Source organism: Ruegeria sp. N4, assembly GCF_056531425.1.
Genome location: NZ_JBQFLT010000017.1, coordinates 38,786 through 53,595, shown reverse-complemented (window position 1 = coordinate 53,595; position 14,810 = coordinate 38,786). Strand labels below are relative to the sequence as shown.

The window sequence follows — 14,810 nt, the reverse complement described above, 5'->3', positions numbered from 1 at the left end:
CAGCACGTCATTTTGAACCTCGGGCGTCTGCACCTTGTTGGTCATGGGGCGCGGACAGGAATGGAGGGATTACATGATCCACAAGAATTGGGCAGAATTGATCAAGCCGACCCAGCTGGACGGCAAGCCGGGCAACGACCCTGCACGTCAGGCAACCCTGGTTGCTGAACCGCTGGAGCGTGGCTTTGGTCTGACCTTGGGCAACGCCCTGCGCCGCGTTTTGATGAGCTCGCTGCAAGGCGCGGCCATCACCAGCGTTCAGATCGACAACGTCCTGCACGAGTTCTCCTCGGTTGCGGGCGTGCGTGAGGACGTCACCGACATCATCCTGAACCTCAAAGGCGTGTCGCTGCGCATGGAAGTCGAAGGCCCCAAGCGCCTGTCGATCAATGCCAAAGGCCCCGCCGTTGTCACCGCTGGCGACATCAGCGAAAGCGCCGGCATCGAGGTTCTGAACCGCGACCACGTCATCTGCCACCTGGACGATGGCGCCGATCTCTTCATGGAACTGACCGTCAACACAGGCAAGGGTTACGTTTCGGCTGAGAAGAACAAGCCCGAAGACGCGCCCATTGGCCTGATCCCGATCGACGCGATCTATTCTCCGGTCAAGAAGGTCGCCTATGACGTTCAGCCGACCCGTGAAGGTCAGGTTCTGGACTATGACAAGCTGACCCTGAAGATCGAAACCGACGGGTCGATCACGCCCGAGGACGCGCTGGCCTATGCTGCGCGCATCCTGCAGGACCAGTTGTCGATCTTCGTCAACTTCGACGAGCCGGAATCGGCCGGCCGCCAGGACGAGGATGACGGTCTGGAGTTCAATCCGCTTCTGCTGAAGAAAGTGGACGAACTGGAACTGTCGGTCCGTTCGGCAAACTGCCTGAAGAACGACAACATCGTCTATATCGGCGACCTGATCCAGAAGACCGAAGCCGAGATGCTGCGCACCCCGAACTTCGGCCGCAAATCGCTGAACGAGATCAAGGAAGTGCTGTCCGGCATGGGTCTGCACCTTGGCATGGATGTCGAGGACTGGCCGCCCGACAACATCGAAGATCTGGCGAAGAAATTCGAAGACGCGTTCTGAAGTGGTGCCGGGCTGAACGCCGCCCTACTTCGGACCAACCCCTAGGCCGGGCTTCAGCCCGGCACACGCAACAACAAATGCCCGGACTACCGGGGACAACAAGGGCAATGATGCCCCAAGGAGAGCGCCTGACACGCATCGGGTGCCAGACAAAGCAAAACGCGAAAGAAGGAACTGAAAAATGCGTCACGCACGTGGTTACCGCCGACTGAACCGTACTCATGAGCACCGCAAGGCGCTGTTTGCGAACATGGCTGGCTCGCTCATCGAGCATGAGCAAATCAAAACAACTCTGCCCAAGGCAAAAGAACTGCGCCCGATCATCGAAAAGCTGGTCACTCTGGGCAAGCGCGGCGACCTGCACGCCCGCCGTCAGGCCGCAGCACAGTTGAAAGAAGACAAAGACGTCGCCAAGCTGTTCGAAGTTCTGGGCCCCCGCTACGCCGAGCGTCAGGGCGGTTATGTCCGCATCCTGAAAGCTGGCTTCCGCTATGGTGACATGGCGCCGATGGCGATCATCGAATTCGTTGATCGTGACGTCGATGCCAAAGGCGCGGCCGACAAGGCCCGCGTTGCTGCCGAAGAGGCCGCAGAAGAATAAGTCGATCCGACGATCTGACTGTCAGACCCCTGCGTCCCGGACGTGGGGGTTTTCTTTTTCCCGAACGCGGTCACGGATGCCGCGCTTGCATTACCGGCCCGGTGGCCGCATATCCTACGGGTCTCTGAAGATTGAGGTCGGAATGCTGCGCGCGACAGTTTTAGCTTTCTCCATTTTGTCGGCATCACTTGCCACGGCGGAAACACGGGTTCCGCAGTCCCAGGCTGAAATCAGCTTGGGTTTTGCCCCGGTCGTCAAACAAGCCGCCCCGGCGGTTGTGAACATCTATGCCAAGATCATCCGGCAGGGGCGCGCCAACCCGTTATTCTCGGATCCGTTCTTTCAGGATTTCTTTGGTGGCGGCTTTGGCACCCCGCAGCCGCGAGTGCAAAACTCGCTGGGTTCGGGCGTGATCCTTTCCGATGACGGTTATGTGGTGTCGAATTACCATGTTGTGGGCTCGGCGACCGAAATCCGTGTGGTGACAACCGACCGGCGTGAGTTTTCGGCGACAGTCGTTTTGGGGCATGAGGAAAGCGACATCGCCATTCTGCGGCTAGAGGATGCGTCTGACCTGCCATACCTGAACCTGCGGGACTCGGATCAGGTTGAGGTGGGCGAGCTTGCGCTGGCCATCGGTAACCCGTTTGGCGTGGGGCAGACGGTGTCGTCGGGCATTATCTCGGGTCTGGCACGGACTGGGACAGCCACGGGCAATGCGCGAGGGTATTTCATTCAGACCGACGCGGCGATCAATCCGGGCAATTCGGGCGGGGCGCTGATTGATGTGAATGGCGATCTGATCGGGATCAATACCTCGATCCTGACCCGCTCGGGCGGGTCCAACGGGATCGGCTTTGCCATTCCGGCCAATCTGGTGGCCGAGTTTCTGCGGCAGGCGCAGGCCGGCAATGACAGTTTCGTCAGCCCCTGGGCGGGGATCACTGGCCAGCATATGAGCGCTGATATCGCCGAGTCGCTGGGTCTGGCCATCCCATTGGGCGTGGTGATTTCAGATCTGCATGACCTTAGCCCACTGGCCGAGGCCGGTCTGAGGGTCGGCGATGTGGTAACGCACGTGGACGGGGATGAGGTGAACTCTCCCGCCGAGATGAAATTCCGCATGTCCGTTGCCGGGGTCGGTGGAACCTCGGTTCTGACCCGGTTACGCGGCGAGGATCGCGAAGATGTGGAAGTGGCTCTGATCAAAGCGCCTGAAACACCTGCCGCTGAAGAAACCACTCTGGACGACCGTACGGTGCTGCCCGAATTGAAGGTATCAGGGGTCAACCCGGCGGTTATCACAAAGCTGGGGCTGCGCCTGACCCAGACCGGGGTCGTGGTCATTGATCCCGGGCCATATGGTGCGCGCGCCGGACTGCGCACTGGGGATGTTCTGGACGCGATCAACGGTGCCGCCATTGAACGCCCGCGCGACGTTGTGCAAGCGCTGACCGATCCCAGCCGTCGGGTGCAGATGACGATCCAGCGCGGCGGGCGCACCCTGTCACTGCGGTTCCGGCTGTAACGCCATGAGCGACCTGTTCGACACCGGCGCGACCGAGCCTGCACCGGCCCCTCATCGCCCTTTGGCGGATCGGCTGCGCCCGCAAACGCTGGCCGAGGTGATCGGGCAGCAGCAGGTGCTGGGACCGGATGCGCCTTTGGGTGTCATGCTGGCCTCGGGCAGCCTGTCCAGCCTGATTTTCTGGGGGCCGCCGGGTGTCGGCAAGACAACGATCGCCCGGCTTCTGGCGCAGGAAACCGATCTGCATTTCGTTCAGATCAGCGCTATTTTCACCGGGGTTCCGGACCTGAAAAAGGTGTTCGAGGCGGCAAAGATCCGACGTCAGAACGGGCAGGGTACTTTGCTTTTCGTGGATGAGATCCATCGCTTCAACAAAGCCCAGCAGGACGGATTCCTGCCGCATATGGAGGATGGCACCATCCTGTTGGTCGGGGCGACGACCGAGAACCCGTCCTTCGAGTTGAACGCCGCTGTGCTCAGCCGGTCGCAGGTGTTGGTGCTGGAGCGTCTGAGCCTTGCAGATCTGGAGCGTCTTGCCCAACGGGCCGAGAAGGAACTGGGCAAAACCCTACCTCTGACTCCGGCGGCACGCGATGCGCTGCAGGAAATGGCCGACGGCGACGGGCGTGCCTTGCTGAACCTGATCGAGCAAGTCGCCGCCTGGAACGTCGATGCACCGCTGGACCCGGATGCGCTGTCGACACGTCTGATGCGCCGCGCGGCCAAGTACGACAAGTCGGGGGACGAGCATTACAACCTGATTTCGGCCCTGCATAAATCAGTGCGCGGCTCGGACCCGGATGCGGCGCTTTACTGGTTTGCGCGGATGCTGACCGGCGGCGAAGACCCGCGCTATCTGGCGCGGCGCATCACCCGGATGGCGGTCGAGGATATCGGTCTGGCTGATCCTCAGGCGCAGGCGATTTGTTTGCAGTCGTGGGAAACCTACGAACGGCTCGGCTCACCCGAGGGCGAGTTGGCGCTGGCGCAGGCGCTGGTCTATCTGGCGCTGGCTCCGAAATCGAACGGGGCCTATGTGGGCTACAAGGCGGCGATGCGGCTGGCCAAGCAATCGGGCAGCGAGCCGCCGCCCAAACACATCCTGAATGCGCCGACGTCGTTGATGAAGGATCAGGGTTACGGCGCAGGTTACGCTTATGATCATGATGCCGAAGATGGTTTTTCAGGCCAGAACTACTTTCCCGAGACGATGAAACGGCCCGTTCTGTATCAACCGGTCGAGCGCGGGTTCGAGCGTGAGTTGAAGAAACGACTGGATTACTTCGCCAAGCTGCGGTCGCAACGAAACAACGGGTAACGCTGGGTCAGGTCCGCTGCTGCCGTGGCGTCACAGGAGACAGGTGGCGCAACTCGGGTTTCCCTTGGATCAGTGACTGCAAGGGAGGACGCGTCATGCCCGTATCAATCAAAAAATCCGAGGATGTCTGGACCGTCATTCATGACCGGCCCGAGGCCCGCAATGCAGTGGATGCCGATCACGCGAAGGCCTTGGCAGATGCCTTTCTGGAGTTCGAGCATAGCGACGCCAAGGCGGCGGTGTTCTGGGGCAAAGGCGGCAATTTCTGCGCCGGGTGGGACCTGAAGATGGCCGCAACCCTGGCCGATCCGGAACTGGGTGAAGCATATTACGAGAGACACGGCTTTCCCATCGGAGCAGCCCCATCGACATTGGGACCAATGGGGCCATCGCGTCTGGATTTGTCGAAACCGGTGATCGGTGCGATTGAGGGGGCCGCCGTGGCGGGCGGGATGGAGCTTGCCTTGTGGTGCGATATCCGGGTGATGGCCGAAACCGCCTATCAAGGTGTTTTTTGCCGCCGCTGGGGCGTGACCTTGATGGATGGCGGGACAGTCCGCCTGCCGCGTCTGGTCGGGCAGGGCAAGGCGCTGGAAATCGCGCTGACCGGGCGCAAGGTCGAGGCCGAGGAATGCTATCGCATCGGGCTGGCCGAGAAGGTTGTACCCCATGGCGAGGCGCGGGCCGCAGCCGAGGCCATGGCCCACGACATCGCCCGTTTCCCGCAAGAGGCGGTACGGGCTGACCGACGCTCGATCATCGAAACGCGCGGGATGTCTGTGCGCGATGGGCTGAAGCTCGAATGGGCCAACGGGTTGGAAGCGATCCGCCGCGAAGGCACCGCAGGCGCGGGGCGGTTCCGGGACGGGGCCGGGCGGCACGGAGATTTCCGGAACATCTGACGGGCCGCTGATTGCTTGACTCTAGCGCCGTTGCGGGCGACAGACGCGCATGTTTTCTAGGACACTGGCAATAGCGCAATCCGGGCGGGTCAGCCGCACGGCGCAAGGGGCAATGGCATGAGTGGCGTACAGATGATTACGGTCGCAGACGGCGACGGCGACCAGCGTGTGGACCGCTGGCTGCGCCGCCTGTTTCCGCATGTCAGCCAGGGGCGCATCGAAAAGATGTGCCGCAAGGGCGAGTTGCGCGTGGATGGCAGCCGGGCCAAAGCCTCGACCCGGTTGGAGGTGGGGCAGGTCGTGCGCGTACCGCCCTTACCCGACGCGGATCACAAACCAGCCGAGGTCAAGCGGAGCGTGTCCGACGCGGATGCGAAGATGATCCAGTCCTGCGTGATTTACCGCGACGATCATGTTCTGGCGTTAAACAAACCGCATGGCCTGCCAGTTCAGGGCGGCAGCGGCCAGACACGTCATGTGGACAGCCTGTCCGAAGCGTTGCGCTTTGGCTATGATGAAAACCCGCGTCTGGTGCATCGCCTGGACAAGGACACATCCGGTGTTCTGCTGCTGGCGCGGACGCGTGAGGCCGCCAAAGGGCTGACCGCCGCCTTCCGGCACCGCGACACGCGCAAGATCTATTGGGCTTTGGTTGCCGGCGTGCCCACGCCTTATCTGGGAGAGATCAAGACCGGTCTGGTCAAGGCCGCAGGCCATGGCAAGCAGGGCGAGGGTGAGAAGATGATCCCGGTGCATATGGGCGACATCGACAGCACGCCGGGTGCAAAACGCGCCCATACGCATTATGCGACGCTTTACCGTGTCGCCGGTCGCGCCGCCTGGGTGGCGATGGAACCGATCACTGGCCGGACCCATCAATTGCGTGCCCATATGGCGGCGATTGGGCATCCGATCATCGGGGATGGGAAATACGGCGGATCGGGTCAGGAAAACCTCGGCGATGGCTGGGGCGCGCAACTGGGTGGGATCATCAGCAAGAAACTGCACCTGCACGCGCGGCGTGCGTCTTTTCAGCACCCGATGACGCGCAAACCGATCACCATCGAAGCGCCCCTGCCTGAGCATATGAAGCACAGTTGGGACACGTTCGGCTGGACCGAAGACCTTGCCGCCGACGACCCGTTTGAGGAGCTGCAATGAGCGCACCCCTGCGGCTGGTTCTGTTCGATGTCGATGGCACTCTGGTCGACAGTCAGGGCAGCATCGTCCATTGCATGACCGCCAGTTTTCAGGCGGCTTCGGTTGTTGTCCCGCCCCGAGAGGCGATTCTGTCGATTGTCGGCCTGTCCCTGCCACAGGCCATTGCGCGGCTGGCGCCGGATCAGTCCGACACGGTGCAGGCGCAATTGGTCGAGGGCTACAAGCAAGCCTTTCACGCCCACCGGCTGGACCTGGGTGCCGCCAGTTCGCCGCTGTATCCTGGTGCGCGTGCGGCGATTGAAGCCCTGTATGCGGTGCCCGAAATCCTTTTGGGTGTCGCAACCGGCAAATCTCAGCGCGGTCTGGACGCGTTGATCGAGGGGCACGGGCTTGAGCGCTATTTTGTGACCCGTCAGGTGGCGGATCATCACCCGTCAAAACCGCACCCTTCGATGGTGCAGACCGCGTTGGCGGAAACCGGGGTCGAGGCGGCGAACGCGGTGATGATCGGGGATACCAGCTATGACATGGACATGGCCGCCGCTGCCGGAGTTGCCGGGATCGGTGTGTCCTGGGGTTATCACGATCCATCAGCGCTGACCTCTGCCACCTGTATGATCGAAACCTTCGACCAGTTGCCCCGCGCGCTGGACGCTATCTGGACCTGAGACATGAGCGATTGGAAACCGAAACGCTTTTGGACAAACAGCACCGTGGTCGAGGCCGAAGGTGGCCACACGGTCGAATTGGACGGTCGTCGGGTCAAGACCCCGGCCAAAGCGGCGTTGATCCTGCCGACACATGCGATGGCACAGGCCGTGGCCGCCGAATGGGAGGCACAGGAAAAAGAGGTGGACCCTGCCACCATGCCCTTCACCCGCTCGGCCAATGCCGCCATCGACAAGGTGCGCATTCAGCACGGCGAAGTGGCGGACATGCTGGCGGATTACGGCGACTCTGATCTGCTGTGCTACCGCGCCACGCACCCGCAAGAGCTGCAGATGCGACAGGCTATGGAATGGGACCCGGCGCTGGACTGGGCCGCCGAACATCTGTCAGCCCGGTTGATCCCTGTCGCGGGTGTCCTGCACAAGCCGCAATCGCCAGAGGCGTTGCAGCATCTGCGCGCCCGCGTGCATAACATGGATGCGTTCCAGTTGGCGGCGTTCCACGATCTGGTCAGCCTGTCCGGGTCCTTGGTCCTGGGCTTTGCTGCCGCCATGAACTGGCGCAATCCGGACGAGATATGGCGCATTTCGCGTCTGGATGAGGACTGGCAAATCGAGCAATGGGGCCACGACGACGAGGCCCATGCAGCCAGTGAGGTAAAGAAAGCCGCCTTTCTGCACGCCAAGAGGTTCTTCGACCTGTCAGTTTGATCCGTCACAACCTGATTTTTGGGCGTAAGTGCATGAACCAGTGGGCCTGATCCATCGTTTTCACTGATCCGGCCCTTGACGTTTGTTTATGATTGCGCCCAAACTCATGCCCACTAAAGGGGAGACACCTTTGGGGTAACCTTACCGGCATCCACTTGCCGGACAGAGCCGCCTTTCAAAGGGCGGAAAATCAGGAAGAGGTAAAAATGAAAAAATCCGTAATCTTGGGCGCGGCAACAGTTGCCGGTCTGGCCGCAAGCGCTGCAGTGGCGGGTACCATTGACGACGTCAAGGCGCGTGGGACTCTGAACTGTGGTGTGACCACCGGTCTGGTTGGCTTTGCGGCACCCGATGCGAATGGCGAATGGAAAGGCTTTGACGTCTCGCTGTGCCGGGCTGTTGCAGCTGCTGTTCTGGGGGATGCGAACGCTGTCGAGTTCGTGCCAACCACGCCGAAAACGCGCTTTACCGCTCTGGCCGCTGGCGAGATCGATATGCTGGCCCGGAACACCACCTGGACCTTCAGCCGCGATGTCGACCTGAAGTTCGAATTCACCGGCGTCAACTACTATGACGGTCAGGGCTTCATGGTTCCCAAGGCACTGGGCGTCAGCTCGGCCAAGGAACTGGACGGCGCGACCGTCTGCATCCAGACCGGCACCACCACCGAGCTGAACCTGGCCGATTTCTTCCGCGCCAACAACATCAGCTACGAGCCGGTTCCGATCGAAACCAACGCCGAAGCGCAACAGCAGTATCTGGCTGGCGCATGTGACGTTTACACCACCGACGCTTCGGGCCTGGCCGCAACCCGCGCCACGTTCGAAAACCCCAGTGATCACGTCCTGCTGCCCGAAATCATCTCGAAAGAGCCGCTGGGCCCGCTGGTCCGCCATGGCGACAACGAGTGGGGCGATGTCGTCCGCTGGACACTGAACGCGCTGATCTCGGCAGAAGAGCTGGGCGTGACTTCGGCCAATATCGATGAACTGGCTGCGGGCACCGACAACCCCGAGGTTAACCGTCTGCTGGGCACCGAAGGTACCCTGGGCGAGATGCTGGGTCTGGACGCCGATTGGGCCGCCCGCGCGATCAAGGCGGATGGTAACTACGGCGAAGTGTTTGCTAAGAACATCGGTGAAGAAACTCCGATCGGTCTGGCACGTGGCCTGAACGCTCAGTGGACCGAAGGCGGCCTGCTGTACTCGCCGCCGTTCCGCTAAGTCATCAACAGGAGAGGGCGGAGGTCACCTGCGCCCTCTTCCAATATAAATGCTGTGGACAGGAACAGAGCGGGGACAACCTCGCCGGGGAAAAGCTGTCCGCAAGCCACGGGGATTCCATAACATGTCGACTATGACAGACCCACCGAAAGCTGATTTTCGGTTGTCGATGCTCATAAACGATACCCGCTACAGATCGCTTACGTTTCAGGTGATTGCAGCAGTCGTTATCGCTTATTGCATCTGGTATCTGGGACATAACCTGTTCCAAAACCTACGCGCCGCCGGCCTGAACATCTCTTACAGTTTTCTCGGAGATTCAGCCGGATACGACGTTGCGCAGTCTTTGATCGAATATGACAGTCAGGACACGCATGCACGTGCGGCTGTTGTCGGTCTTCTCAATACACTTCTGGTCGCGTTCCTGGCCTGTATCACGGCCACGGTGTTTGGTGTGATCGCGGGGGTTCTGCGACTGTCCAACAACTGGCTCGTATCGAAACTGATGGCGGTTTATGTCGAGATCTTCCGGAACATCCCGGTTCTGATCTGGATCATCATCATCTTTACGATCATGACGGCCGTGCTGCCGGGGCCAAGGGCGTTCCGGGGCGAAGACCCGTCTTCGACCATGCTGTTTGATGCGTTCGCATTCACCAACCGGGGTGTCTATATCCCGCGGCCCGAATTCACCAACGGTCTGTTTGGCGCGACAATTCTGAACTGGCTGCTGGTAATCGCCGGTCTGGTGGGTTCGTGGTTCGCTGCGCACGAAGTCGAAAAACGCGCCACGCTGAAACAAGAACAGACTGGCGAGCGCCCCCAGACGTTCATGATCAAACTGGCCATCTGGCTGGGTCCGCTTGTCGTTCTGATGGTTCTGATGGGCCTGACATGGGACATCCCCGAGTTGAAGGGTTTCAACTTCAGCGGTGGTATCAAGGTCGGTGGCCCGCTGATCGCCCTGTGGTTCGCGCTGTCGATCTACACTGGTGCCTTTATCGCTGAAAACGTGCGGGCGGGTATTCAGGCGATCTCGAAAGGTCAGACCGAGGCTGCTGCGGCCCTTGGCCTGCGTCCGGGTCGGATCATGAACCTGGTGGTTCTGCCTCAGGCGTTGCGGGTGATCATCCCGCCGCTGATTTCGCAGTACCTCAACATCACCAAGAACTCGTCGCTGGCCATTGCCGTGGGGTATGCAGATATCACCGCGACCTTGGGTGGAATCACGCTGAACCAGACCGGTCGCGCGATCGAATGTGTTCTGCTGCTGATGCTGTTCTATCTGACGGCCTCGCTGACGATCTCGATGGTGATGAACATCTACAACGCATCCGTCAAGTTGAAGGAGCGCTGAGCCATGGCCGATCAATCAACAAATCCGATCGCCTTTGTGGCTGACGGGACAATCCCGCCCTCGCCACCGCCCGCAAACCAGACGGGTGCCATCAAATGGCTGCGCGAGAACCTGTTTTCGGGCGTCACCAACACCATCCTGACACTGCTGTCGCTGGTCCTGATCTATCTGTTGCTGAAGAACTTCCTGCCATGGATGCTCAACGGGGTCTGGAACGCAAACTCGCTGGCGGAATGCCGCGAGATTCTGGCGGGCAAGACAGGGGCCTGTTTCGCGGTTCTGACGGAACGCTGGCCGCAGCTGATCTATGGGTTCAAATACCCGGCTGAAGCTTACTGGCGCCCGAATCTGGCCTTTGTGCTGATGCTGGTGGCGTTTGCGCCGGTGCTGTTCTTCGATCTGCCGCGCAAGCTGCTGATCTTTACCGGCCTGTACCCGTTCATCGCCTTCTGGCTGATCTGGGGGGGTACGATCCTTGCGCCACTGGTCGCGCTGGTGGGCTGTGTGGCAGCAGGTGCCGTGTTCCAGAAACTGGGCAAGAGCAGCTTTGCCGCCGGGTTCTTCGGCGCGATTGTCGTTGCGCTGATCATATGGAATGTCGGCGGGGCGCTGATCCCGGAAGGTGCGTCGGAAAATGCCTGGCTTTCGGCTGTTCCCAGCCGTGACCTGGGTGGCTTCATGCTGAACATGATGCTGGGCGTGACCTGTGTGTCGCTGTCGGTGCCGCTGGGCATTGCCCTGGCGCTGGGCCGTCAGTCCAACATGCCGCTGATCAAGTGGGTCTGCGTTATCTTCATCGAATTCATCCGTGGCGTGCCTTTGATCACGCTGCTGTTCGTGGCTTCGGTGATGCTGGCCTATTTCTTCCCGCCTGACAGCACGGTCGACCTGTTCCTGCGCGTTGTGATCATGATCACCATGTTCTCAGCCGCCTATATCGCCGAGGTGATCCGCGGCGGTCTGGCCGCGCTTCCGCGTGGGCAGTACGAAGCAGCAGACAGTCTGGGCCTTGATTACCCGCAGGCGATGCGGCTGATCATCCTGCCGCAGGCTCTGAAGATCTCGATCCCCGGTATCGTGAACGTGGCCGTGGGCCTGTTCAAGGACACCACACTGGTTTCGGTCATTTCGATGTTCGATCTGGTGGGCATGATCCGGGGTCCCATCCTGGCGTCGACCGAATGGAACGGCGTCTATTGGGAGCTTCTGGGCTTTGCCGCGCTTCTGTTCTTCGTCGTCTGTTACGGCATCTCTCAATATTCCCAGTGGCTCGAGCGTCGCCTTGCCACGGATCATCGTTAAGGAGTTCAACACATGTCTGAACTTGCAGTAGAACGCGAAATCGACCGCTCGAAAATGCAGGTGAGCGACGAGGTCGCCATCGAAATCAACAACATGAACAAGTGGTACGGTTCCTTCCACGTGCTGCGCGACATCAATCTGACCGTCAATCAGGGCGAGCGGATCGTGATCGCGGGGCCGTCGGGGTCGGGTAAGTCCACCCTGATCCGCTGCCTGAACGCGCTGGAAGAACACCAGCAAGGCAAGATCGTAGTGGACGGGATCGAACTGTCGAATGACCTGAAAAACATCGACAAGATCCGGTCCGAGGTTGGCATGGTGTTCCAGCACTTCAACCTGTTCCCACACCTGACCATTCTGGAAAACTGCACGCTGGCCCCGATCTGGGTGCGCAAGACGCCCAAGAAAGAGGCCGAAGAGCGTGCGATGCATTTCCTGGAAAAGGTGAAGATTCCGGAACAGGCCGACAAGTATCCCGGTATGCTGTCCGGTGGTCAGCAGCAGCGTGTGGCGATTGCGCGAAGCCTGTGCATGATGCCGCGGATCATGTTGTTCGATGAACCGACCTCGGCGCTGGACCCGGAGATGATCAAAGAGGTGCTCGACACCATGATCGAGCTGGCCGAGGAAGGCATGACCATGCTGTGTGTGACCCACGAGATGGGCTTTGCCCGTCAGGTCGCCAACCGCGTGATCTTTATGGATGCCGGTCAGATCGTGGAACAGAACGAACCAGAAGAGTTCTTCAACAATCCGCAGAGCGAGCGGACCAAGCTGTTCCTCAGCCAGATTCTGGGGCACTGAACCGGATCAGATTTTGGAAAGGCGGGGTTTTGCCCCGCCTTTTTCTATTTCAGCAACTCGCGCGGAATGGTGAACCCCAATACCGCCCCGCTGCGCCATGTTGCATCTGCCCAGTTTGTGATGTCGAACCGGATAACCGCTGTCGCACAGGTGGGGTAATCGTAGAACCTGGCGTGGTCTGGGCCTTGCCGCACGATGTGCTGTGCGAAACCCGCGATGCCCGGATTGTGCCCCAGCATCAGCACCGTTTCCCCTGTTGCGCCTGACAGGACGGTCAGGATCTCGTCTGGCCCGGCATGATAAAGGGTGCGGGTAAAGCCGACCGTGGCGGCCTGCAGGCCCATCCTGTCCCATGTCTCGCGGGTCCGGGCTGAGGTGGAGCTGATGACCTCATCCGGCAGCCACCCGTTTTCGCGCAGCCATCCGGCAATCGCCGGGGCCGACTTGCGCCCGCGTTTGTTCAGCGGGCGGTCGTGATCGTCAAGCGCTGGATAATCCCAACTGGATTTTGCGTGACGGGTCAGGATCAGAGTGCGGGTCATGACGGGTGGAACGCTTTCATATGGTGGGCGGACTGTTCCGGGTCGCGGCCCGCGCCTCTGCTAAGTGGGCAGGCCAGCCGGGCAAGGCATCCGCCGGTCATGCAGCTTTGCCCCTCGGGTGTATTCAGATGGCCATGGCAGGCATCGACGCTGTAAAAGGCTTCGGCATTCAGCGCCCCGACCGGGCAGGCCGTCGTGCAGGGGGCCGGGCAGGTAAGGCATGGCGAGGCGGCGTTGACCTCGGGGATGTCGAATTCCTGCGCAAAATGCAGCGCTCCACGGTACGAGATCATCATGCCGACCGTGTCATGAACCAATGCGCCAACCGGGCTGCTGAAGGTGCGTCCGGATTTCAACGCCCAGTCGATGAACGGGGCGTAAGGCGGTCCGCCGAATGGGAAATGGGCCACTGCGCCCAGTGACTGTGCCATTCCGCCGATGACACGCCTCGACCAACGGTCCACCGGATCAGGACCTTGCCATTCGGGAGACGCTTTCAAAACCGGCCAAAAAGCCGAACCCGCCCCGAGTAAGACCAGAGTCCCCCCGTCCAGCCCTTTGGCACCGCTGATCCGTGGATGGGTCGCACCCATGACGATCAGACCCGCTTGATGCGCAACGCGCCCCACCCAGCCAAAGCTGATTGCCGCCATGTAAGAGGAGGGTGGGGGATATCCGGTCATCTCTCCTCCGCAGACTGGATCAGTCGGGCCGGATCAGCGAACCCGCGCCGTGCTCGGTGAACAGCTCCAGCAGGACCGCATTGGGTGCGCGCCCGTCCAGAATGACCACGGCCCGCACACCGCTGTGCAGCGCGTCCAGTGCCGTTTCGGTCTTGGGGATCATGCCGCCCGCAATGGTGCCGTCCATCGTCATCTCGCGGATTTGACCGGCTTTCAACTCGGTCACAACCTCTCCACCTGCGTTTTTCACACCGGATACATCGGTCAGCAGCAGCAGGCGATCCGCTTTCAAAGCCGATGCAATCGCACCGGCTGCGGTGTCGCCGTTGATGTTAAAGGTTTCGCCATTCTTGCCCGCACCCAGAGGTGCAATCACCGGAATCACATCATGTGAGAACAGATCGTGCAGAATTTTCGGGTTCATCTCGGACGGCGATCCGACAAACCCAAGCGACGGATCGGCCTGATCGCAGACAATCAGGTTGGCATCCTTTCCGGAGAGCCCCACGGCACTGCCACCCTGACCGTTGATCGCCTGCACGATGCGTTTGTTCACAAGGCCGGACAGCACCATCTCGACCACCTCAACAGTGGGTTTGTCAGTGACGCGCTTGCCGTTCACGAATTCGGACTGGATGTCCAACTGACCCAACATCGCGTTGATCATCGGTCCGCCGCCATGCACGATCACCGGGTTCACACCCACCTGCCGCATCAGAACCACGTCGCGGGCAAAGCTTTCCATCGCTTCGTCACTGCCCATGGCGTGACCGCCCAGCTTGATGACGACGATGGCCCCGTCATAGCGCTGCAGATAGGGCAGGGCACTGTTCAAGGTGGCGGCGGTGGCGATCCAATCCCGGTTCATGTCACGTGTCTTCATGGCTAAGTCCCTCTGGCGTTCCGTGTTAGGAGGTTTG

Annotated in this window: 15 protein-coding genes; 12 read left to right on the top strand and 3 right to left on the bottom strand. The window is 60.6% G+C overall.

Translation table 11 applies throughout. The features are described 5' to 3' along the window. Window positions 1-73 precede the first annotated feature (73 nt). The 12 genes from ACR0LW_RS20060 to ACR0LW_RS20005 all read left to right on the top strand — a co-directional run bounded on the left by ACR0LW_RS20060 (window position 74) and on the right by ACR0LW_RS20005 (window position 12,665). Complete coding sequence (locus ACR0LW_RS20060; RefSeq protein ID WP_170377644.1) at window positions 74-1,090, top strand: DNA-directed RNA polymerase subunit alpha; 1,017 nt, start codon at window positions 74-76, stop codon at window positions 1,088-1,090. Window positions 1,091-1,271: 181 nt separating this feature from the next. Then, window positions 1,272-1,691, top strand: a complete 420-nt coding sequence (rplQ, locus tag ACR0LW_RS20055) for a 50S ribosomal protein L17 (RefSeq protein WP_170334079.1) — start codon at window positions 1,272-1,274, stop codon at window positions 1,689-1,691. Window positions 1,692-1,833: 142 nt separating this feature from the next. After that, the gene (locus tag ACR0LW_RS20050; protein ID WP_480884149.1) at window positions 1,834-3,219 is read left to right on the top strand and encodes a trypsin-like peptidase domain-containing protein; all 1,386 of its coding nucleotides are present in this window, start codon (window positions 1,834-1,836) and stop codon (window positions 3,217-3,219) included. 4 nt (window positions 3,220-3,223) lie between these two features. After that, window positions 3,224-4,537, top strand: coding sequence for a replication-associated recombination protein A (locus ACR0LW_RS20045; protein WP_480884147.1), 1,314 nt, complete (start codon window positions 3,224-3,226; stop codon window positions 4,535-4,537). Window positions 4,538-4,632: 95 nt separating this feature from the next. Then, on the top strand, window positions 4,633-5,439 hold the full coding sequence (locus tag ACR0LW_RS20040) for a crotonase/enoyl-CoA hydratase family protein (RefSeq protein WP_480884145.1): 807 nt from the start codon (window positions 4,633-4,635) through the stop codon (window positions 5,437-5,439). Window positions 5,440-5,556: 117 nt separating this feature from the next. Continuing rightward, window positions 5,557-6,600: an RluA family pseudouridine synthase gene (locus tag ACR0LW_RS20035; RefSeq protein ID WP_170624830.1), complete on the top strand. Its 1,044-nt coding sequence runs from the start codon at window positions 5,557-5,559 to the stop codon at window positions 6,598-6,600. Further along, window positions 6,597-7,268, top strand: a complete 672-nt coding sequence (locus tag ACR0LW_RS20030; RefSeq protein ID WP_480884143.1) for an HAD-IA family hydrolase — start codon at window positions 6,597-6,599, stop codon at window positions 7,266-7,268. Before ACR0LW_RS20035 ends, ACR0LW_RS20030 begins: the two co-directional genes overlap by 4 nt. A gap of 3 nt (window positions 7,269-7,271) precedes the next feature. Beyond that, window positions 7,272-7,979 (top strand): ATP12 family chaperone protein, encoded by a 708-nt coding sequence (locus tag ACR0LW_RS20025; protein WP_480884140.1) that lies wholly within the window; start codon window positions 7,272-7,274, stop codon window positions 7,977-7,979. A 206-nt stretch (window positions 7,980-8,185) separates the two neighbouring features. Beyond that, window positions 8,186-9,202 (top strand): amino acid ABC transporter substrate-binding protein, encoded by a 1,017-nt coding sequence (locus ACR0LW_RS20020; RefSeq protein ID WP_480884138.1) that lies wholly within the window; start codon window positions 8,186-8,188, stop codon window positions 9,200-9,202. Window positions 9,203-9,326: 124 nt separating this feature from the next. Next, on the top strand, window positions 9,327-10,559 hold the full coding sequence (locus ACR0LW_RS20015) for an amino acid ABC transporter permease (protein ID WP_480884136.1): 1,233 nt from the start codon (window positions 9,327-9,329) through the stop codon (window positions 10,557-10,559). A 3-nt stretch (window positions 10,560-10,562) separates the two neighbouring features. Beyond that, window positions 10,563-11,861 (top strand): amino acid ABC transporter permease, encoded by a 1,299-nt coding sequence (locus tag ACR0LW_RS20010; protein ID WP_480780901.1) that lies wholly within the window; start codon window positions 10,563-10,565, stop codon window positions 11,859-11,861. A 12-nt stretch (window positions 11,862-11,873) separates the two neighbouring features. Then, window positions 11,874-12,665, top strand: a complete 792-nt coding sequence (locus ACR0LW_RS20005) for an amino acid ABC transporter ATP-binding protein (protein WP_480583087.1) — start codon at window positions 11,874-11,876, stop codon at window positions 12,663-12,665. Window positions 12,666-12,709: 44 nt separating this feature from the next. Here ACR0LW_RS20005 and ACR0LW_RS20000 read toward each other — a convergent pair whose 3' ends face one another. The 3 genes from ACR0LW_RS20000 to argB are packed head-to-tail and all read right to left on the bottom strand — an operon-like array spanning window position 12,710 to window position 14,773. Next, entirely contained in the window at window positions 12,710-13,207 is a 498-nt protein-coding gene (locus tag ACR0LW_RS20000) for a SixA phosphatase family protein (protein ID WP_480884134.1), read from the bottom strand. Next, window positions 13,204-13,890, bottom strand: a complete 687-nt coding sequence (locus tag ACR0LW_RS19995; RefSeq protein WP_480884132.1) for a ferredoxin — start codon at window positions 13,888-13,890, stop codon at window positions 13,204-13,206. The genes ACR0LW_RS20000 and ACR0LW_RS19995 overlap by 4 nt, the downstream gene beginning before the upstream one ends. Window positions 13,891-13,909: 19 nt before the next feature. Beyond that, window positions 13,910-14,773, bottom strand: a complete 864-nt coding sequence (gene argB, locus ACR0LW_RS19990) for an acetylglutamate kinase (RefSeq protein WP_170456097.1) — start codon at window positions 14,771-14,773, stop codon at window positions 13,910-13,912. Window positions 14,774-14,810 lie beyond the last annotated feature (37 nt).